Annotated in this window: 18 protein-coding genes; 5 read left to right on the forward strand and 13 right to left on the reverse strand. The window is 50.6% G+C overall.

What is annotated here, in order from left to right:
- Positions 1 to 90 precede the first annotated feature (90 nt).
- From galT to L4C36_RS18675, 5 genes are all read right to left on the reverse strand, one after another.
- Positions 91 to 1149, reverse strand: a complete 1059-nt coding sequence (gene galT / locus L4C36_RS18655) for a galactose-1-phosphate uridylyltransferase (RefSeq protein WP_428479311.1) — start codon at positions 1147 to 1149, stop codon at positions 91 to 93.
- 47 nt (positions 1150 to 1196) lie between these two features.
- A complete protein-coding gene (galE, locus tag L4C36_RS18660) occupies positions 1197 to 2213 on the reverse strand; it encodes a UDP-glucose 4-epimerase GalE (protein WP_428479312.1) in 1017 nt (338 codons plus the stop codon).
- Positions 2210 to 3907 carry a SulP family inorganic anion transporter gene (locus L4C36_RS18665; RefSeq protein WP_428479313.1) on the reverse strand — a complete coding sequence of 566 codons (1698 nt, stop codon included), beginning with the start codon at positions 3905 to 3907 and terminating at the stop codon, positions 2210 to 2212. The genes galE and L4C36_RS18665 overlap by 4 nt, the downstream gene beginning before the upstream one ends.
- A gap of 132 nt (positions 3908 to 4039) precedes the next feature.
- Entirely contained in the window at positions 4040 to 4672 is a 633-nt protein-coding gene (locus L4C36_RS18670) for a bifunctional 4-hydroxy-2-oxoglutarate aldolase/2-dehydro-3-deoxy-phosphogluconate aldolase (protein WP_428479314.1), read from the reverse strand.
- A gap of 20 nt (positions 4673 to 4692) precedes the next feature.
- On the reverse strand, positions 4693 to 5664 hold the full coding sequence (locus L4C36_RS18675; protein WP_428479315.1) for a sugar kinase: 972 nt from the start codon (positions 5662 to 5664) through the stop codon (positions 4693 to 4695).
- A gap of 217 nt (positions 5665 to 5881) precedes the next feature.
- Here L4C36_RS18675 and kduI point away from each other — a divergent pair, with 217 nt between their 5' ends.
- Positions 5882 to 6718: a 5-dehydro-4-deoxy-D-glucuronate isomerase gene (kduI, locus tag L4C36_RS18680; protein ID WP_428479325.1), complete on the forward strand. Its 837-nt coding sequence runs from the start codon at positions 5882 to 5884 to the stop codon at positions 6716 to 6718.
- 193 nt (positions 6719 to 6911) lie between these two features.
- Entirely contained in the window at positions 6912 to 7436 is a 525-nt protein-coding gene (locus tag L4C36_RS18685) for a YgjV family protein (protein WP_428479316.1), read from the forward strand.
- A 33-nt stretch (positions 7437 to 7469) separates the two neighbouring features.
- Here L4C36_RS18685 and L4C36_RS18690 read toward each other — a convergent pair whose 3' ends face one another.
- Entirely contained in the window at positions 7470 to 8738 is a 1269-nt protein-coding gene (locus L4C36_RS18690) for a dicarboxylate/amino acid:cation symporter (RefSeq protein WP_428479326.1), read from the reverse strand.
- 117 nt (positions 8739 to 8855) lie between these two features.
- Positions 8856 to 10088 (reverse strand): NAD(P)/FAD-dependent oxidoreductase, encoded by a 1233-nt coding sequence (locus tag L4C36_RS18695; protein WP_428479327.1) that lies wholly within the window; start codon positions 10086 to 10088, stop codon positions 8856 to 8858.
- A gap of 404 nt (positions 10089 to 10492) precedes the next feature.
- On the opposite strand from L4C36_RS18695, the gene L4C36_RS18700 reads away from it, so the two are divergent.
- Positions 10493 to 12268, forward strand: a complete 1776-nt coding sequence (locus L4C36_RS18700; RefSeq protein ID WP_428479317.1) for a chitinase — start codon at positions 10493 to 10495, stop codon at positions 12266 to 12268.
- A 143-nt stretch (positions 12269 to 12411) separates the two neighbouring features.
- Here the strand turns inward: L4C36_RS18700 and L4C36_RS18705 are convergent, their stop codons facing one another.
- Both L4C36_RS18705 and L4C36_RS18710 read right to left on the reverse strand, forming a co-directional pair.
- Positions 12412 to 13011, reverse strand: coding sequence for a hypothetical protein (locus tag L4C36_RS18705; RefSeq protein ID WP_428479318.1), 600 nt, complete (start codon positions 13009 to 13011; stop codon positions 12412 to 12414).
- Positions 13012 to 13104: 93 nt separating this feature from the next.
- Positions 13105 to 14202: a methyl-accepting chemotaxis protein gene (locus L4C36_RS18710; RefSeq protein WP_428479319.1), complete on the reverse strand. Its 1098-nt coding sequence runs from the start codon at positions 14200 to 14202 to the stop codon at positions 13105 to 13107.
- A 336-nt stretch (positions 14203 to 14538) separates the two neighbouring features.
- On the opposite strand from L4C36_RS18710, the gene L4C36_RS18715 reads away from it, so the two are divergent.
- Positions 14539 to 15159, forward strand: a complete 621-nt coding sequence (locus L4C36_RS18715) for a hypothetical protein (RefSeq protein WP_428479320.1) — start codon at positions 14539 to 14541, stop codon at positions 15157 to 15159.
- Here the strand turns inward: L4C36_RS18715 and L4C36_RS18720 are convergent.
- The 3 genes from L4C36_RS18720 to L4C36_RS18730 form a co-directional block, all read right to left on the reverse strand.
- Positions 15116 to 16060, reverse strand: a complete 945-nt coding sequence (locus tag L4C36_RS18720) for a LysR family transcriptional regulator (protein ID WP_428479321.1) — start codon at positions 16058 to 16060, stop codon at positions 15116 to 15118. The genes L4C36_RS18715 and L4C36_RS18720 overlap by 44 nt on opposite strands.
- Positions 16061 to 16128: 68 nt before the next feature.
- Complete coding sequence (locus L4C36_RS18725) at positions 16129 to 17442, reverse strand: ATP-binding protein (protein ID WP_428479322.1); 1314 nt, start codon at positions 17440 to 17442, stop codon at positions 16129 to 16131.
- Positions 17443 to 17470: 28 nt separating this feature from the next.
- Positions 17471 to 18193, reverse strand: coding sequence for a response regulator (locus L4C36_RS18730; protein WP_428479323.1), 723 nt, complete (start codon positions 18191 to 18193; stop codon positions 17471 to 17473).
- Positions 18194 to 18404: 211 nt separating this feature from the next.
- On the opposite strand from L4C36_RS18730, the gene L4C36_RS18735 reads away from it, so the two are divergent.
- Complete coding sequence (locus tag L4C36_RS18735; RefSeq protein ID WP_428479324.1) at positions 18405 to 18848, forward strand: thiol-disulfide oxidoreductase DCC family protein; 444 nt, start codon at positions 18405 to 18407, stop codon at positions 18846 to 18848.
- Here the strand turns inward: L4C36_RS18735 and gltS are convergent.
- Positions 18820 to 20046, reverse strand: coding sequence for a sodium/glutamate symporter (gltS, locus tag L4C36_RS18740; protein WP_428479328.1), 1227 nt, complete (start codon positions 20044 to 20046; stop codon positions 18820 to 18822). The two genes, L4C36_RS18735 and gltS, sit on opposite strands and share 29 nt — an antisense overlap.
- Positions 20047 to 20853 lie beyond the last annotated feature (807 nt).

A 20853-nucleotide genomic window follows, 5' to 3' on the forward strand; every position in this document is an offset into this window, starting at 1 on the left:
AGCAATGATATAACTAACTGGCACAATATCAAGAAAATAAAACGCCATTTCAGTGTGCTGATCGCATTTTCTGATATGCGTCACATGCCATTATTGCGCCTGTTTATAATGCACGGTGTCACTGACCGCTCGCAGACGCTCTGCCGCTTGCTCTGGGGTTAAATCACGCTGTGATTCCGCTAACATTTCGTAACCGACCATAAACTTACGCACGCTGGCAGAACGCAACAACGGCGGATAGAAACAGGCATGCAATTGCCAATGGGCGATATCTGTCCCCTCTTCTGCGTTTGGTGCACCGTGCCACCCCATCGAATACGGGAAGCTGCACTGGAACAGGTTGTCATAACGGGTGGTCAACTTTTTCAGCGCTACCGCTAAATCAGCCTGTTGGTCGGCATCAAGCTCTGTTAAACGATGCACCTTCGCTTTGGGTAATAATAAGGTTTCAAACGGCCACGCCGCCCAAAACGGCACAACTGCGACCCAATGCTCTGTCTCCACCACAACGCGCTCCTGTAACGCCAGCTCACGCTGCACGTAGTCATGCAATAAAGACGACCCATACTTCTGGTAATAGTCACATTGGTGGCGATCTTTACTCGCGACTTCGGTTGGGATAAAACTGTTAGCCCAAATCTGTCCGTGTGGGTGCGGTTGCGAACACCCCATGGTTTCACCTTTGTTCTCAAATACCTGCACCCATAAGTAACGATCACTCAGGGCGTTTTGTTCCGTGATCCACGTTTCAACCACTTGGCATAGCTCAGCGTGGCTCAGTTCAGGCAGAGATTTACTGTGATCCGGCGAGAAACAAATCACGCGAGCTTCACCGCGTACCCCTTCCATTTGCATCAAGGGGTCGGCTTTTTCCACCACCAGCGGCGTGATGTGATTCAAGGCAGCAAAATCATTCTGGAACACAAAGGTGCCCGTGTACTGTGGATTCACTTCCCCTGAAATACGGGCATTGCCCGCACACAGGTAACAGTCAGGATCGTGCGAAGGCAATACCGCTTGGGATACCGCTTCTTGCTGTCCGCTCCACGGACGCTTGGCGCGGTGCGGTGACACCAACACATAATTCCCCGTCAAGGGATTGTAACGGCGGTGGGGATGTTCTGTGGGATCAAACGTTATTGGATTCATTGTTTTTATTTTCCGTCATATATTATCGAGACAACGCATAAATCGTTTTATTCTTCATACCCTTGCGGGTTAGCAATTTGCCAATGCCAGGTATCTTGCGCCATTTTGAATACGTCATGTTTCGCCTTCCAGCCGAGCTCTTGCTCGGCTTTATCGGTGGCCGCCCAACATTCGGCGATGTCACCCGGACGACGCGGACAAAATTCATAATCAATACTGCGACCAGACGCGGCTTTAAACGCATCCAGCATGTCCAACACACTGGTGCCTTGACCGGTACCCAAGTTGTACACGTGTAACCCGGCTTCGCCGCCTTTGCGATCCAGCGCCGCAATATGGCCATCCACCAAGTCGATCACGTGGATATAATCACGCACCCCAGTGCCATCAGGGGTCGGATAATCATGACCAAACACAGACAGGTGCGAACGACGTCCCACCGCCACTTGGGCGATATATGGCATCAGGTTATTCGGGATCCCTTTCGGATCTTCACCCATCAACCCGGAGGCGTGTGCCCCGACCGGATTGAAATAACGCAATAGCGTGATACTCATGTCCGGTTGCGCATGTTGAATATCACGCAGACACTCTTCCACCATCAACTTGCTGCGCCCATACGGGTTAGTTGCTTGAGTCGGGAACGCTTCCGTGATCGGCACACTGGCCGGATCGCCGTACACGGTGGCCGACGAACTGAAAATCAGGCTTTTCACTCCGTGCGCTTGCATCGCTTCCACCAAACGCAACGTGCCATTCACGTTATTGTCGTAATAGGTCAGCGGCTTTTCGACCGACTCCCCGACCGCTTTCAAACCGGCAAAGTGAATCACCGCATCAATGTTGTGCTGCGTGAAAATGCGATCCAGTAACTCACGGTCACGAATATCGCCCAGATAGAAGGTCGGTGAACATTCCGTCAATGACTCAATACGAGAAAGCACCAAGGCACTGCTGTTGTGCAAGTTGTCGAGAATAACGGGCTGATAGCCTGCTTGATGCAAGGCCACACACGCGTGGCTGCCGATGTAACCACAGCCGCCGGTAACTAAAATGGTTTTCACTCAACGATCCTCTGGATTGGGGTATGAATGTGGGTATGAGTTGGTGTGTGGGCAGAAGAATGGGCATCGCTTTGATCTAATGCTTTGATCGCCTGCTGCACATTGGTGTAGAAGGTCATGGCAGAGAAGGTCTGCCCAAATCCACCGGCATGCAATGCCAGCTTAGGGCGAGACTTGAAATAGCAAAAATAGATCTGCTGTTGATTGCGTTTCACCAAATCTGCCAGCATCTGTGCGCCGGTGTAATCAATGAAATTGATCCCACGGCCAAAAATAATCAGATGTTTCGCGGTCGACGCTTGTAGGCTCTTTTGCAAATACTGGGTGGAGCCATAGAAAATCGAGCCATTGATACGCAATATTTCCGTGTCTGCCTGCAGAGCTTCTGGCACGTTATAGGCACGAGGATCCAACTGTTCGATCTGCGGGCACGAGGTTTTACGCAAATAGAAAAACAAGGAAATCAACATACCGACGTAAATGGATAGCTCTAAGTGCAGCACCAAGGCGGCAATGAAGGTCGCCACTAATACCAAGGCTTCTTTTTTGTCATGGGCCAGAATGTCTCGAATGTGGTGAAGGTCGATCAGGTTATAGGACACCACAAACAGGATCCCCGCCATGCCCGCAATCGGGATGTACGCGGCATACTGGGCGAAGAACAGCAAAATGATGGACAAAAACACCGCTGCAAAAATGGCGGCACACGGGGTTTTTGCGCCACTGGTGTAGTTCACGCCACTGCGGGTAAACGAACCAGACGAGACATAACAAGAGAAAAAGGCACCGACAATGTTCGACATCCCCTGCCCGATAAACTCTTGGTTGGATTCAATCAGCTGGCCGGATTTCATGGCCACAGAGCGGGCAATGGAAATGGCTTCTACTAAGCCCAATAACGCCACGGCTAAAATGCCCATCGCCATTTTTTCGATGCTCACGACATCGGCTGCCGGCAAGGAAAAGACCGGTAAACCGCTTGGCATCGCGCCAACCAAAGCCACATCCCCCAGCACCAAGCCCAGCAGCGTCGCCAGGATCATCGCGCACAACATGTTTGGCAGTTTCGGCAGGTAACGTTTGATCAGCAAACACGTCACAATGGTCGTGCCGCCAATCAACAGGCTATTCATATCGACATCCGCGATCCCCGCCAGCGTTAACTGCAGGTTATCCAATGCAGTACTGCCACTGGCGACATCCAAGCCCAATAAATGTTTTAACTGGCTAACGGCAATCACAATCGCAGCGCCAGCGGTAAAGCCCAACACCACCGAATGGGAAACAAAATTCACCACGGCACCAAACCGCAGCAGTCCCATGATCAATTGCACCACACCGGCACACAAGGTGAGCGTTAACGCGAGTTGGATAAAAAGCGGTGAACCGGGCGCCGCAAACTGGCTGACGGTGGTAAACACAATGACTGACAGGGCGGCTGTCGCCCCAGAAATCAAATGAAACGAAGAACCAAACAAAGCGGCAATCACCGCAGGCACAATACAGGTATACAAACCGTATTCCGCTGGCATGCCAGCGATCATCGCATACGCGACGCCCTGTGGCAGCACAATGATGGCACCGGTCAGGCCAGCGATCACATCAGCACGCAAATCTTGTCGGGTGATCGTGGGTAGCCAACGTAAAAAGGGAAAACACGCCATCATGAACGGTGGCAGCATAACTTTTTGCATAGTGTTGCTCGTCATACTGAGAGTGATAAAAGGAAAAATGGCGGTGCGCCACGTTAATGCGAGCGTTGAGTTTCAGCCCTCGCATCAGCACACCACCGACAACATGCCTTTGTCTGTAACGGCAGCCGCTTATTACTGCAGTGCAGCAACCGCTTGGCGCACTAAACGGCCAATTTCATCCCAGTTTTGTGCATCAATCAGATCACCCGGTACCATCCATGTACCACCACACGCGGCAACACAGGATTGTGCAAGGTACTGACCGATATTGTTTTCACTGATCCCACCGGTTGGCATAAAGGTCATCGGGTACACCGCTGACAGTGACTTCAACATCGCGATACCGCCCGACGCTTCTGCCGGGAAGAATTTCACCATGCGTAATCCCATGCTGTACGCTTGATCCACGGTGCTTGGGTTATTGGTACCCGGTACTACCGGCATGTTCTTTTCTAGGCAGTACGCCACCACGTCTGGGTTAAACGCTGGCGTTACAATGAAGTTCACACCCGCTTCAATGGATTCATCCACCTGCGCTTTGGTTAACACGGTGCCAGAGCCAATCAGCATCTCTGGGTAGGCTTCTCGCATGCGGCGGATGGCTTCTCCGGCGGCAGCGGTACGGAAGGTCACTTCCGCACATGGCAACCCGTTTTCAATCAACGTTTTCGCCAGCGCAACGGCATGGTCGGCATCCTTGATGGCGATGACCGGTACCACTTTCATTGCTTTTAATTGCTCGGCGAGCTGTAACGTACAAGACATTTCACTATTCCTTATTACTGTCAGTAAGAGGGGGTAGGCAACAACGCATCAGGCATTGCTGACATGGGAATGATGGCACCACGATGCGTGATCACCGTGCCCGCTAAGCGGTGACCCGCACGTGCCGCATGGGTTTCGTCATACCCTTTCAGGCGATATGCTAGGTAGCCGGCATTGAAAGCATCCCCGGCTGCCGTGGTATCAATCACGCCATTAACGGGTTGCGGGGCGACCATGATCACTTGACCATGCGTATGAATACGGCAAGCCTCTGCGCCACATTTCACCACCACTTCTTTCACACCTAGCGCGGCTACGCGTTCAGCGGTGACTTGGGCTGATTCGTCACCAAACAACAAGGCTTCATCATCATGGGTCAACAACGCCATATCCGTTAAGGCATACATCGCGTTATAAATCGATTGGGTTTCAGCTGGCGAACACCAGAGTGCAGGGCGGTAATTGGAATCAAAGCAGATCAACTTGCCGATAGCGCGCAAACGCGACAGCACACCCAGTAAGCGCTCAACATTGGCCGCCGACTGAATGCCTAAGGTGATCCCGCTAAGATAAATCATGTCGAACTGACTCAGCGCGGCGTACAAGGCTTCATCATCCACATTATCCAGCCAGAATCGCGCCGCGGAATTATCACGCCAGTACGAGAAACGGCGCTCCCCGTCAGGATCGGTTTCAATCAGGTATAAGCCGACATTTTTATCCGCCAACTGCAACACATGCGACATATCGACACCCTGTGCCGCGCACTGATCGATGATCTCTTGGCTGATCGCATTTTGACCGAATGCGCTAAAGTAAGACGCCGAGATCACCGCCTCTGGCGCTGCTTGCATTGCTTCTACTGGCATTGCGCCGACTCGCGACACATAAATCGCCGTGTTCATGGTGTCGCCACCAAAGCCACGTCCCAGTTGCTGCGACTGGATCTCGACCATGCATTCGCCGATCACCGCAATTTTTTTCACTTCCATATTCAAGTTCCACCACGCGTTTTTCTAAATTATATTCCTTGAATATAAAATATGAAACGTGGTTTTGAATTTTGAATGTGATAATTGAAATTTTGTGACGGGAGTAGTGAAACTGCGTTTCAAAAATTTATTTACACGATACTTCTCGGCTATGATGTAGGCATCGGTTATGCACCACCGCATAACAACAGCAGAATGCGAAAGTGAGAAAAGAATGATGAACGTAAGACAATCCATCCATAGCAATCACGCCAAACAACTTGATACTACTGGCCTGCGTGAAGAGTTTCTGGTTGAAGAGATCTTCACCGCAGATGCTATCACCATGACCTACAGCCACATTGACCGCATCATTTTCGGCGGCATCATGCCGGTTGAAACCGGTCTGGAATTGGCGGCTGACTACGGCAAAACACTGGGTGTGAGTTCTTTCCTTGAGCGTCGTGAAATTGGTTTTATTAACATTGGTGGTGCAGGCGTGATCCACGTTGATGGTGTGGATTATGAGATCAATCACCGTGAAGCACTGTACGTGGGTATGGGCGCTAAAGAAGTGGTATTCCGCAGTGTTGACGCGGCGTGCCCAGCGAAGTTTTACTTTAACTCTGCCCCTGCGCACATGACCTACCCAACCAAGAAAATCACACAAGAAGAAGCTTCGCCAGTGACATTGGGCACAGCGGCGGAATCTAACGTACGTACTATCAACAAATACATCGTGCCTGACGTGTTGCCAACGTGCCAGTTGGTAATGGGTCTGACACAATTGCATGAAGGTAGCCTATGGAACACCATGCCATGCCACACGCACGAGCGTCGCATGGAAGTGTACCTATACTTCAACATGACTGAGAACACGAACGTGTTCCACATGATGGGTGAGCCAACAGAAACGCGTCATATCATTGTCCGCAATGAACAAGCTGTGATTTCACCAAGCTGGTCAATTCACTCTGGCGTCGGCACCTCTGCTTACACCTTTATCTGGGGCATGGTCGGTGAGAACCAAGTGTTCAATGACATGGACCACGTGGCAATGCAGGATCTTCGTTAATTTAGCTTGGCCGCTAATAAATTAACACTGAAATAATAATAAACTCCTTTCTTGAATATCCCATTTGGGTGCTGTTATCAGCACCCTTTTTTATTTCTGAGCAATTACGTTATTATTTCATCGGCATCAACCATTTAATTAGCACGTATTATTCGTGCGTCATGCTTTCTGTTTATATATCAGGATACCCCTCATGCTGTTCAATGACATCACCGCGCAATTTTTCTCTGGGGCACAACTGTTTGGTTATCTCAGTTTCGTTCTGGGGGTACTGACGTTTTATCAGAAAAATGATCGCCGCTTAAAAATGCTGATGTTGCTGCTGACCCTCAATCATGCAGTACACTTTGCCCTACTCGGTGCGGTCGCGGCCTGTGCCAGTGCTTTGCTTTCGCTGCTGCGTACCAGTGTTTCTCTGTATACGCGTTCACACCGTGTTGCTTACGGATTTATGCTCGCGGGAGCGTTGATGGGTTATTGGGTAGCAGACACGCCTGCGGATATGCTGCCGATTTTTGGCACCACCATCGGTACGTACGCGTTGTTCTGTTTACAAGGCATTGTCATGCGTTTCGCGTTTTTGGTCGGCGGGGCGTGTTGGTTGGCTAACAACTTCATCATCGGCTCCATCGGCGGTACCGCGTTAGAAGCCTTGTTGATGAGTGTGAATGTGCTGACGATATGGCGTCTGTGGCGGGATAGAGCGGCAGTATGTTAAATCACAGCCGCCCTTTATTATCTCTTTAAATCATTAACTCGCTTTCCCTTGCCACTTATCCACCACCAGCGCGGCGATCAAATCCCCCTCCACGTTCACGGCGGTACGGAAGGTATCCAGCGGGCGTTCAATGATCAACAAGATCGCAATGGCTTCCAGTGGAATACCTGCGGCCAGCAATACCAACTGCATGCCCGACATCGAGCCTGATGGCATACCCGGTGCGCCCACTGACGACACCATCGCCATGATGAAGATCATCACCAGCCCGGTAGTCGTTAAATCGATCCCGAACAACTGCGCCAAGAAAATCGCGGCCACACCTTCAAACAGTGCGGTACCGTCCATGTTCATCACGGAGCCTAATGGCAATACCATGCTGCTGGTTGACGGCGAGACACCCAGTTTTTCCTCTGCGGCTTGCATCGCTAAAGGCAAGGTTGCGGCACTGGAAGAGGTCGCAAACGCCATCGCTAGCGGGGCAGAAATGGCTTTAAAGAGTGTAATCGGACTGATGCCCGTTGCGATTTTTGCGATACTTGGCAATACCACCACACCGTGAAACAGGGTCAGTACAAATACCAGCAAAGCAAACATCGCCAACTGACCAAACAAGGCTTCGCCGCCAGTCAGTGAAAACTCAAAGATAATGGCAAAAATGGCCAACGGTGACAGACGCACAATGCCGTGTACCAAGGTATTGATGCCTTTATTCAGGCCGTTAATCACCTCAAACAACGGATGCTTTTCCGGTAAGGCCACCAGCAGTGAAATGCCCATCATGAAGGCGAACACCACAATGGCCAGCAAGTTACCATTGGCAATCGCCGCAACGGGGTTCACTAACGCCATGCTGAAGATTTTGCTGACAATCGCGCCACCGTTAGCGGCATCTTCGCTGATCAGTGTCACACCGTCTGACACTGGCACCGATTGCATCAAGGGTTGCCAAGGCGGCAACAATAACGAAGCCCCCAAGCCTAAGCTAATGGCGATCAGGGTCGTCATGGTATAGAACACGATTGTCCGGCCACCCAATGTTTTCAATCGAACCGTCGAGCCGATGTTGGTGATCCCTTCAATCAGTGACAGCAACACCATCACGCCCACCACCATTTTCAACAAGCCGATATAACTGGTTTTGCCCAGCATCAACAATTGATACCAGCCTTGCTGACTCAACGCATCGTGCGTTAATGCAGTTGGTGCAGCCACCCACGACAAAAGAGAGGCAAACAACCAGGCACTGGCAGCAGCCAGCAGAAGTTGAAGAGGTAAAGAGCGACGCAGTTTTTGCCACATAACGTTTTGCCACATAAGCGCGGTTCCATCAGAAAAAACAGGATCGGGTGACACACACGTGCCACCCGTTATCATTATTAAATTTTGCTATATATAGGAATGAAGCGAGTCCAAGACTTAAGACTGGTTGCCTTTGTAGTACGGATTCAACAAGCATTTGATCCGCTTTAGCATCACCAAGGCCGTCACACGCCCCCAACCAAATAAAATACGTTGGTGTAAACGGAAGATCGTGTCATACAAATTGCGAACTAAGCGGCCGCGCAACACGAGCTTGTCATGCATTAAGGCACCCACGGCGTAATCATGACCAAGCGCCACCACCATACCGCCATCATTAAAGATAAACGGCTTCAACGTTTTGCCTTTCAGCAGACGTTTAAATTGAGCGGCCAAATGCCCTGCCGCCTGATTCGCCGCTTGCGCACGCGGTGGCACAAATGAACCGTCCGGTTGTGGGCATTCAGCACTATCGCCCATCACGAAAATCGCGTTATCAACTGTCGTTTGCAGCGTGTCATACACTTTGAGCTGATTAATACGGTTGGTTTCAAGGCCATCAAGCTGTGTTAACCAGTCAGCACATTTAATACCAGCCGCCCAAATTTGCAGATCTGCCGCCAGTACCTGATCATCCGCCGTGATCAATCGGCCTAATTCCGCACGTTGAATACGGGTGTTCGTTAATACCGTCACACCTTGTTGTTCCAACTTGCGCTGTACTTTTTCAGACATACAAGCAGGGCTTGCTGGCAATACACGGTCCGCCGCTTCAATCAGTGTGATCGAGAGTGATGCGCCATGACGATAACGTTGCAGTTTATCGCTCACTTTTGCCAACTCTGCTGCGAGCTCTACCCCGGTTGCACCCGCGCCAACAATCGACAGACGGTGCTCACCTTCGGTACGCAGCAACGGGTTAATTTGCTGCCATGCCGTTTGCGCCTGTTCCGCAGAATCAAGAAACAAGCAGTGCTCGCTCACGCCTGGGGTTTTGAAATCATTGCTCACCGCCCCCACCGCCAGTACAAGGTAATCGTAGTTCAGCGTTTCAGTACCGTTCGCCACATGATTAATGGTCAGGGTTTTCGCTTCACGATCTAACCCTGTCATGGACGCCTGAATATACTGGTAGCCATTGCAGGCAGCGTGTTGCAGATAGCTCACGGCATCCAATTCGTTATCAAATGTACCCGCAGCAATCTCATGCAAACGCGGTTTCCAGTAATGATGAGATGACGGTTCCACCAAAGTGATAGTATGTGCATCTCGACGGCCTACACTGCGCCCCAAGCGCGTCACCAACTCAAGACCCGCCGCACCACCACCTACAACAATAATATTCGACATCGTATGTCCCACCTTGCTCACGCCGCTGTCTATCGCTAAGCCACGTATCAGATTCATTTGAAAGCCCACAATGACTGCGGGATTTGATGTGGCACATTATATTGATACGAAATCAAATGATAATCCCATCAAAACTTAAATGACTTTTACGTAGCAGTAACAATAAAGGCATATGGTGGGTATCACGGCCCCTCAGAGTGATGCGCTGACTTTTCCTTGCGCTCAATCTGGTGGTTCTGAGCATTTTGTGACCGAGCACATAGTTACCCATGTTCAGCGCCGCAAAGAAAAAAGATGTTCGTGAATAATCTCGAAGTGGCTGATCACAACGCTGTGAGACGGGAAATATCGTCTAATAATGAGTTGGTCAATTTCAATATCACAACATCAAAGGAATGAACGCCATGCAAATTTCTTTCTCTAAGAAAGAACTTGGCTTACTGGTCGGGTTGGCGCTTGCCAATACCTTCAGTGGTCAGCTTCATGCGGCGACTGCCCCCATTGAATGGGTGGCCGGTCAGACCAAAGTGAGCAACGGTGACATCGTGATTTTCCAAACGAAGTGTTTCGAGGCGAAAAACAGCCCGGGCACATGGGAAACCCCGAAAGCCGGTAGCTGGTTCTGGAACAGCGCAGAATGTACTGGCGTAACGCCAGATCCGGATCCAACACCTGACCCGGACCCAACGCCGGATCCTGATCCGACACCTGACCCAGATCCAACGCCGGATCCCGATCCAACACCAGACCCTGACCCAACCACCGCTACGCCATGGGTACCAGGCCAAACCACCGTTAAAAACGGTGATGTTGTGATTTTTGAGAACGTTTGCTACGAAGCACGCAATAATCCAGGTTTGTGGGAATCGCCATCATCCAGCAGCTGGTTCTGGAGTGTCGTAGACTGCCCAGCAGGTCCTGGTCCAACACCTGACCCTGATCCTGATCCGAACCCAAATCCGGACCCCGATCCCGATCCAACGCCAGACCCAGATCCAACACCGGGTGACTTTACTATCATTCCTGATGGTAACGGCGGCTACCTCATGCCACGAGCAGAACTAACGGCTTACGAGTTCAGCCAGACCAACACGGATCTATTTAAGTCTGTACGTTCTGATATCGAAACCCGTGACAATGCGATTGTAGAAGCGGTTGCGCCATTGAAATCCAGCAACCCTGACAACGTTCAGCGTGCTGAGATGATCGTGGATGAAGCGACGTGGGAGTTCCTCTTCCCACTACGTAACGAACAATACACCTATACCCGTTTCTTACAGTCTATCGCCAAGTTCCCGGCATTCTGTCGAACTTACACCGATGGCCGTAACTCTGACGACATCTGTCGCCGCTCGCTCGCGACCATGTTTGCCCACTTCGTTCAAGAAACCGGGGCAAATGCGCCAAACTGGGAAGTCAGCCAAGGTGTACCGCGCTGGCGTCAAGGCCTGTATTACTTGCGTGAAATGTACAAGGACGAAAACGTTCAGGACATGACCTACAGCAAGTGTACCGAATGGCAAGGTGAACGTTGGCCATGTGCGACCAATAAGAGCTACTTTGGTCGTGGTGCTAAGCAGCTAAGCTGGAACTACAACTACGGGCCGTTCTCTGAAGCCATGTTTGGCGATAAGAGCGTACTGCTAGAAAACCCATCGTTGGTTGCTGACACGTGGTTGAACTTGGCGTCTGCCGTCTTCTTCTATGTGTACCCACAGCCGCCGAAACCAAGCATGCTGCACGTGATCGATGGTACTTGGCAGCCTAACGCCGCCGACAAGGCCGCTGGTATTGAGTTGGGCTTCGGTGCAACCATTCAAATCATCAACGGTGCATTTGAATGTAACAAGGGCAGTGAAGACTTCCGCGCGCAAAACCGTATCGACTACTACCAGTTGATCTCGAAAGAGCTGGGTCTGGATATCTCGGGTGAGAAATTAGGCTGTGCCAACATGAAACCATTCAACACCGATGGTGCTGGCGCGCTGATGATCACATGGGACAAAGATTGGGGCTACAACGCCAATACCCCTGGCAACAAGAGCTTTATGTGTAAGCTAGTACCTTACCAGTACGCTTACAACGCCTTGTTCCAAGGTGATTATGAGAAGTGTGTGGAGTACCACTTCGACGTACAAGCCATTGATGAAAATGGCCAAGTTATCCCTGAAGGCAAGTAGGGCTGACCCCAGCAAAGTGCCATTCTTCATGGTACAGTTGGGCTAATAAAAATGGCCATGGTTTTCACCATGGCCATTTTCTTTTTTCATTCTTTCTCTGTGTCTTTCGCACTCGTCAACCGGCTTACTCGTCGACCGCTTCCTTACTCGTCAACCGCTTCATAGGTGTCTTTCATTTCAGCAGGCGCGATACCATAGCCACTCTCTGCTAGATACCCGTCTTTATACACCGTCATCCCTTGCGCATTCCACTCTACGGCTATCACGGCCGTTTCACCGTCTTGGCTACCCAACAAGGTCAACAGTTCTGGAGTGATCGGGATTGCCTTAATGGTTTTAACCCGCTTAAACGGCATAAAGGTATCAAACATAGGCAGATCACCGTACGTATCCCGCCATGTGGTTTTCGGGACTAACCATTCATTGTAAACCGCCCCACTGACCGGTTTGGGCGCACGGGCAATCACCACGTCTTCTGTGATGGTATTTTCCGTTTCCAGCGTCGGTTTACCGTCTTTGCCAGCCACATAGGTCGGCAGGCTACGTCCGAGTTCGGCCTTGTGGGCCAAACGTCCAAACGTTACCGCTTTCTTTCGGTATTCCTGCGCGCCCTCAAACGCCACCATCACCTGTGGGATGGCTTGAAACGTCACGGGCGTGCTGTCTGTCGCCGCCCATGCACTCAGGGTCGGCATCAGCAGTAAACTCAGGGCAAAAGCGGTTTTTTTCATGCTCTTTTTCAACGCTATCTACATCACTTAATTATATTTCTATCTATATAGAGTAATACGAAGTGACCGTAAGAGGAAAGCTTTCCTCACATTCGCGTTCCACGCTTACTGCATTTTTGCTTGTGCGATTTCCCCTTCTAACTCATTGAGCAAAAGGATCACCGTATCGGCCGCACGCTCCATCATCGCGATATATTTTACGCCTTGGGCTTCATTGCCCTGCGCATAAGCCTGCAACGCTTGCTTGCCATAGTTATGGACTTGCGCATGCGGGGTTTCTAATTGTTGATAAGACGGACACTGTGAAAACAAGTGTTTACCCCGCCCCTGATAATACCATTGCCCCAAACGGCACTGCTGATGCCCCGCCACACTGCCATCGGCAAAATCACGGTCACGAATTTTTTGATAAATGGCGATTTTCCACACCACGTGATCCAACTGCACAAGGCGCAGGAAAATCGCGGAATAGCTTTGATCCACCAGGTTATACAGCATATCTGTGTTGTGCAGCAAAGTGGTGACAATGTCGACCAACTCGGTAATTTTGTCATGCAAAATGGCACACTGCGCTTCAATGTATTCCGCACCTTGGTGACACTCCTGCGTATTATTGCTAATGGCGCTCACACCACTTTCAATCTGTCCTGCCGCCTCACTGGCACTCAATGCCAATTTACGTACTTCATCAGCCACCACGGAAAAACCACGGCCATAATCGCCAGCACGGGCAGCCTCAATCGCAGCATTCAATGCGAGCAAGTTGGTCTGCTCTGACACACGATTAATGGTGATCACAAACCGGCTAATGTCGTCTGCACTCAGACGTAGGGTATCCAGCGAGTCTCCACTGCGGTTGATCTGCACAATCAGACCTTGCAGCGTTTGGCGAAAGCTTTCTAGTATCGCGATACCGTCGCGATTTTCTGCCACATGCTGGTCTAAATGCACTTTCAAATGATCCGCCGCCATGGCGATATGGGTACGGATATGCTCAATGGGTGACAGCGAACTCAGTAAACTGTCCAAATAGAGTCGCTGAGTGCGCAGATCTTGATCCGCATCTGCTGCCACCGACTGTAATTGCCCACACTCACCTTGCGCCAGTGCTAATGCGGATTTTAACTGCGCAATTTCTTCTGCTTGCTGCGCCAACAGCGGCGCGTGATCTTCAGTTTTCTTGAAAAAGGTAAATCCAAACATAACGCTGATAATCCCTTAAAAAAGACAGCCCAACACCGCCCTATAGCCCAGTTTGTGTGGTTGAGGAGAGCCCGAATGATATATTCCCAATAGGCATCTCGCATTATTGGGAATATATCATCTTGCAGAAAATGGTCGCCATCTTATACACGTTTCACGCCGTGTCAAAGCAATATCTCTATGCATATCAACTCATTAGTCGGTTCTATCTCTATATCGGCAGCACAAGGAATATCTTTTTGATATTTATCAACAAATCAATAAATAACATAACAACAATGTAAATAATAAGCGCATACTGAATATTCCCCCGCGACCTCAATGGGAGGTAATACCATGCCATCGATAACCCAAAAGCCTGAAAACGGACAGTCGTACACCGCCGTGGTGTCTCGTTCGGTAGCACCACTGACGTGGTGTATGCATGCCATGACACTCATGCCGATTGCGCATTTGGCGGTAGGTATTCCCGTGTGGGGGGTATTATTTGTTGGCTCCCTCCTCTACGTCGTCGGGTTAGCCTGCTTTGCACTTTCTTGGATATTGCCGTTTGATGCGCCCCATGCGCTAGCGATGACCTACACCGTCATCGGCAAAGGGGTCATTGGCAGCACATTATATTCCGGCTGGCCATTACCCTTAATGAGCATGATCCCGCTGTTGTATGGCATAGGATTATTGGGGTTAAAACGGCGTTATCGTCAGACCTCGCTGGCCGCTTGGGTCGGCTATGACATCGACACCTTGTGGCGTGCCGCGTGGATATCACTGTGCACGATCGTTATTGCACTCATCCTGCAGATGGGCACAGACAGCGCGATGTGGCTGTCTGGTGGCGTAACGAGTGGGTATTTGCTGCTGCGGGTAGCCCGCTTTTACCTGCCTTGGCGTCACTATCTTAACAGGCCGCCTATCAAGCCGGTAAACGCAACGGCTGAGGGCCGCGGACTTGGTTGATGATCAATTCACGGAACCAGCGGTGGCTGTGGTCAAAATCAAAGTGCTTATGCCACATCAATACGTAGCAACCAGAGTGCATATCAATCGGCACATCGATACGTTTTAACGCGTGGTTACCAATCATATAGTCGATGTATTTCGCGGGGGCGCAAAGGATCAGATCGCTGTGCTCACACAAATCCATCGCAGATTGGAAATCGGTTAAATTGACCGCGATATCGCGTTTCAGGTGTTGCAGATCCAGCACATCATCCAGCAGCCATTGATCAATGCCGCCAAACACCACCTGCAAATGGCGGTACTTCAGAAAGGTTTCAATATTCCACGGCTCTTGCAGCAAAGGGTGATCATTTCGCACCAAACAAATGGCGTGATCACGCACTAACTCAACATAGTTTAACGCGTCGGGAATATTCCCAATATGCCATTTCGAGCGTGGATCCCATTCCCAGCAACTTATCGCCATATCAATTTCACAGCGCAGCAGCTGATCTAAACTGTCCCGTCGCCATGTTTTCGCGTTAATGCTCACTTTCGGTGCTTCGCTCAGCACCGCGGGCATAAAGTAGGGGTACGTTAATGAATACGCGGTTTCCACCATATGCAGGTGAAATATCCGCTCACTGTCATGGGGCTCAAAATGGCTGGGGCGGGTAAAGTGCTCTAGCCCCTGTAACACTTTTCGCAATTCTGGCGCCAGTTGTTTCGCGCGGGGCGTAGGACGCAAACCGTGGGATGTTCGCTCAAACAGCGGATCATTAAACACCTCACGCAATTTCGCAAGCTGCTTACTCACCGCCGACTGGCTAAGGTGTAAACGTGCTGCTGCTGCCGTGACACTTTGCTCTTCCAGCAACACATCCAATACATTCAGTAAATTATAATCAAACCGTGACACCCGCCACTCCCTCACACCACTCGCTCAGAATGCGCGGAGTGTAGCGCGCCACGCTCTGCGGATGCAAGTTACTCAGGCAAGGTCATGATAACCCGTGTCCCGCCGCTTTCACTGTCAGTGATCACTAACTGACCACGGTGCAAACTGACGATTTGGCTGACAATCGACAACCCTAACCCATGGCCGCCAGACTGACGATCACGCGCACTGTTGACCCGATAAAACGGTTGCAGCACGTTCTCTCGTTCAGACGCCGGAATGCCACACCCATCATCATCAATTTGGATCACCAACGCACCGGCTTGCCTTTCCACCGTCACGGTAATTTCACTATCAGCATAACGGCTGGCATTGCGGATCAGGTTCGACACCGCCCGTGAGATATGGTGCGCATCCAGCACCCACAAACACGGCGAAGGGCACGTCAAATTCACGCTCGGCACCATACCATCTGCCGGTTGTGTCACCAGTGATTTTTGGCATTGGCTGACGGTGTGATCCAACAACTCGGCCACATCGACCGTTTTCAATGACAGCATGATCCCCGCGGATAACGAGGAACGCTCCATCTTGGCGTAATACAGCAACTCTTCAATCAACGCTTCCAATTCATCCATATCATCATGAATACCCGCAATATAACTTTGCTGCTGAGAAGAGAGATCTGACGTTTCAAGCAAATCCAATTGGCATTGCACGCGAAAAATAGGGGTACGCAATTCATGCGCGATGGCGTTAGATAACTGTTTATGACTGGCAATCAAGGCACCAATTTTATCGGCCATGTGGTTAAAACGCAGATTGAGCCGCCCAAGACGATCCCGAGGATGCTCAGAGGCGCGGGCATGAAAATCCCCTTCTGCGAAGGCCAAGGTCGCGCGTTCTAACTGATTAAAACGGCGTGCCAGCAGGCGGATCATCAAGGCGCTGTAGAGGGCAAATGTGAACAAGAATGACAGCCATAGGATCACCAGTTGTGTCTCGGCATGCTGCCAAATCGACGCCGTTTCATCAGGGGCGAGGTAATACACCTGCTGGCGGTCACCATAGGTCAGCCAAAAATGGTTATCACGCTGATAGGCAACCCCGTCACGCTGCAGCTTTCTCACCACGTTCGCGGTCAACGCCGGATCATCCCAAGTCATGGGGGTAAGAATTAAGCTATTACGCTTAGCAAAGCCCGTTAACAGTTTATCTGCCACCGACAGCCCGCGCTGGGCTTTCACATCCTCTAATATAGACACCACACCGGACACATACCCCATTTCCACTTCCCCTTCATAATCCGGGGCGAGGGTGTGCACCGCAGACGCAAAGGCCACCACACACAGCAAAAAAAGGCCGGATAAGCCTAAGAAAAATTCAAGATACAGGCGTTTCATCGGCCTCTCCTATGCCTATTGGCGTCCATCACCAGCGATCAGGCACAAATAAATAGCCTTTGCCGCGCACCGTAATGATCTTGCGTGGCAGTGTCGGGTTGTCCCCTAGCTTTTTGCGGAGCGTCACGATCTTATTATCGATGGTACGGTCTAGGCCGTCATATTGAATACCGCGCGTGGCCATCACCAAGTATTCGCGCGTAAGCACTTCATCTGGTCGGCAAGCCAGTAACCATAATAAATTAAATTCGCTGTCGGTCAGGTTGATGGCCTTGCCAGCCACATCACACGCGCGCAATCGCTGGTTGATCACCAACGCACCGTATTGGCGTTCAAACTGAGGGGGGTCTTGCTCATGTGCTTCAACGGTCGGAGCGCCCTCTGCAACGCGAGACTGGCGGCGTAACAGCATGCGCACTCGCGCTAACAGCACACGCGGTTTGATCGGTTTGCAGACGAAATCATCCGCCCCAAGTTCCAAACTCGCGACGTGATCGATATCGTCATCACTCGCAGTTAACATCAAAATTTTGCCGAAAAACGTGTCTCTGATCTGGCGGCACACACTTAAACCATCCATTCCCGGCAACATCAAATCCAAAATCACCACATCCGGTTGAATCGCTTCAATCACGGCCTGCGCCTGCGCGCCATCAAAAACGGTGGTCACATCAAATTGCTGCTGGCGAAAATACGCCGCTAAAAGCTCACACAGCTTGGTGTCATCTTCCACCAACACCATTTTTTCCATCCGGCTACCTCATTACTGCTTGGCTGTCGTGTCTTTGCTCCCATCATGATAAAGGATAGCGGCGACAGATGGATACCTCTGAGGGATAAATAAACAAGCCGTCAATAAAAACAGCCGGTATGCCACGACAAATAAAAGTCTGCTGAAATGATCGACACATTCAATGTGCACGTTAATACTGACAACACCTCTCCTCGAAAAGGATAACACTGTGACGCTCACCATTTTTTACGATGGCCGCTGCCCGCTGTGTGTAGCTGAAATGCAACAGCTGCAACGTGCCGATCACCAAGGAAGGTTACAGTTTGAGGAGATAGGCCAACCTGATTTTACCCAACGCTTCCCCACGATTTGCCCGGAAAAAGCCAGCACCATTCTGCACGGTGTCCGCGAAGACGGCGTGTTATTACTGGGGCTGGATGTCACCGCACTTGCATGGCGCAGTGTCGGACAGAAACGCTGGATCCAGATGCTACGCTGGCCGCTGATCCGTGGCGTCGCAGACGTGTGTTACCGCATTTTTGCCAAACACCGTTATCGCTTTTCGGCATGGTTGATGGGACAGGCCCAATGCGAGGCATGTTCACTGCCTCGCACGGCCGATAACACCCGTACCTGCGCGCTAACTAAAAGTAAGACAGAAAATACGGAATGATTAACGCATTCGCCAAATCGATAAAGAAGGCGCACACCAAAGGCACCACGATAAACGCCAAGTGCGAATTCCCGTAACGCTGCGAGACCGCTGACATATTAGCCATTGCCGTCGGCGTTGAGCCCAAGGAAATCCCGCCAAAGCCCGCACAGATCACGGCCGCATCGTAGTTTTTCCCCATCGCCGGAAAGACGATAAACAAGTTCACCGCCACCGCGACCACAAACTGCGCCGCTAGAATGGCAAAAATCGGTCCCGCTAAATCAATCAACGTCCATAACTGCATACTCATGAGCGACATGGCCAAAAAGGTGCCCAGTGAGATATCGGCGATTAATGCCACTGCCGGTTTACGCGCTGGCCAGCGTGTCCCCGTGATACGGCGAATGCCCGTTCCGTGGATAAGATTGGTCATCACAATCCCAGCGAACAAGCAGGTCACAAACAAAGGCAACTGCAAACCGGCGCTGGCGACCAATTCATTGAAGATATAGCCGACAATCACGCAGATATGAATCGCAAATACGGCATCGAGAAAGTCAAAGCCGGTGATGTTTCCGTTGTCCGTCTCGTCCGCGACCCCGACATCCAAGGCTTCTTTCTGTTCCGGTTTTAAATCGTAACGGGTGATCAAGAACTTGGCGATCGGGCCGCCCATCAAACTGGCTAAAATCAACCCGAAGGTGGCACAGGCCACCCCAATTTCCATTGCATTGCTAATAGCAAAGTTCTCAGCAATCCGCGGTGCCCACGCAATCGCGGTACCGTGACCACCAATCAGTGAGACACTGCCCCCCAGCAACCCCACCGGGCCATCCAACTCAAAAAGCCCCGCAATGCCTATCCCGGTCAGGTTCTGCACCAGCATGTACCCGATAGTGATCGCGAGCAGGATGAACAGCGGTAAGCCCCCTTTTAGCAAATCGCGCAAACTGGCGTTAATACCGATGGTGGTAAAGAAGTACACCAACAGCACATCCCGTGCGATCAGGTTAAATTCAATCGCGATCCCTGACACCGCGTACACGACGGCAATCAGCACCGAAAACAGGATCCCACCGGTCACGGGTTCAGGAATACTGAATTCTTTCAGTGGCGCGAACTGTTGGTTTAGCTGCCGCCCCACAAACAGCACCAATATCCCAATCGTCACCGCAAAAAACGAGTCAAACCGCAAAATGCCGCTTACCCAATCCATGTCCATAACATCTCCTTGTCCAATGAAAGCGTTCAATATGCCTATTGCTCATCTCAAGGTAGCAAACAATGCTGTATTAGAGGTAAATAAGCCGACAAAGGTGCGAAGAAGAGCAGGGACGAGGGGCGAGTCAGCGAGTTTCGAGTAAGAGCGGGGCAAGAAAGAGCAATGGTCCTGTGGTCCTGCATGCAAGATTTCAGATCCCTTCATGGATGCAAGCGATTTCGCTCTTGCTTTTCCCATAGGGCCTCAGAGCCATAGATCCGTATTCAGACCCGCTTTCGCTCTTACTCGCCCCTTTAAACTCGTCCCGCGCCTTCTCGTCCCTGCTCTCCCGCCTTACCACTGAAATCGGTTACATCTCAAATAAAAACAGCGTACTGCAAACCTGTTGCAGCACGAAGTGTGACACCCTACGGTTAAGTTATTTTATTAAACCGTTATTTTATAAATAATGTGACTCCTGACTCTTTTATTAAGAACGAATAGTTATATTGTGCACTCATTGAAAAAGGTGAGCACGATTTGCTCACTCGCGCCATAGTAAAGGATTGTCTCGTGCCAGTATGCCTAACATTTCAAGGTAATTATCGTCGGTTGAATTTCGATTCAATTACCTAGCCCTCTTTTTGTTAATATCCTGTAGCTCTCGGCTATACGGCTATTGGCACACGCTTTTTTTCGCTACCGGAACAAACCAGATACAGCCTATCTATTTGTAATTAAAGACTTATATTTACCCATTATCTGTTTTGCAACGTCTGTTTGGATAGTTATCCGTTCGCGTAAAATATTTAGCTTTTATCC

This window comes from Photobacterium japonica (genome assembly GCF_050337005.1).
Taxonomy (GTDB): Bacteria; Pseudomonadota; Gammaproteobacteria; order Enterobacterales; family Vibrionaceae; genus Photobacterium; species Photobacterium japonica.

Coding starts and splice junctions, on each gene's coding strand:
- L4C36_RS18730 (WP_428479323.1), bottom strand. CDS start 18,193: ATGGAAAAAATGGTGTTGGTGGAAGATGACACCAAGCTGTGTGAGCTT.
- L4C36_RS18665 (WP_428479313.1), bottom strand. CDS start 3,907: ATGCAAAAAGTTATGCTGCCACCGTTCATGATGGCGTGTTTTCCCTTT.
- L4C36_RS18725 (WP_428479322.1), bottom strand. CDS start 17,442: ATGAAACGCCTGTATCTTGAATTTTTCTTAGGCTTATCCGGCCTTTTT.
- gltS (WP_428479328.1), bottom strand. CDS start 20,046: ATGGATTGGGTAAGCGGCATTTTGCGGTTTGACTCGTTTTTTGCGGTG.
- L4C36_RS18700 (WP_428479317.1), top strand. CDS start 10,493: ATGCAAATTTCTTTCTCTAAGAAAGAACTTGGCTTACTGGTCGGGTTG.
- L4C36_RS18675 (WP_428479315.1), bottom strand. CDS start 5,664: ATGGAAGTGAAAAAAATTGCGGTGATCGGCGAATGCATGGTCGAGATC.
- galT (WP_428479311.1), bottom strand. CDS start 1,149: ATGAATCCAATAACGTTTGATCCCACAGAACATCCCCACCGCCGTTAC.
- L4C36_RS18690 (WP_428479326.1), bottom strand. CDS start 8,738: ATGTGGCAAAAACTGCGTCGCTCTTTACCTCTTCAACTTCTGCTGGCT.
- L4C36_RS18695 (WP_428479327.1), bottom strand. CDS start 10,088: ATGTCGAATATTATTGTTGTAGGTGGTGGTGCGGCGGGTCTTGAGTTG.
- L4C36_RS18685 (WP_428479316.1), top strand. CDS start 6,912: ATGCTGTTCAATGACATCACCGCGCAATTTTTCTCTGGGGCACAACTG.
- L4C36_RS18710 (WP_428479319.1), bottom strand. CDS start 14,202: ATGTTTGGATTTACCTTTTTCAAGAAAACTGAAGATCACGCGCCGCTG.
- kduI (WP_428479325.1), top strand. CDS start 5,882: ATGAACGTAAGACAATCCATCCATAGCAATCACGCCAAACAACTTGAT.
- L4C36_RS18715 (WP_428479320.1), top strand. CDS start 14,539: ATGCCATCGATAACCCAAAAGCCTGAAAACGGACAGTCGTACACCGCC.
- L4C36_RS18670 (WP_428479314.1), bottom strand. CDS start 4,672: ATGTCTTGTACGTTACAGCTCGCCGAGCAATTAAAAGCAATGAAAGTG.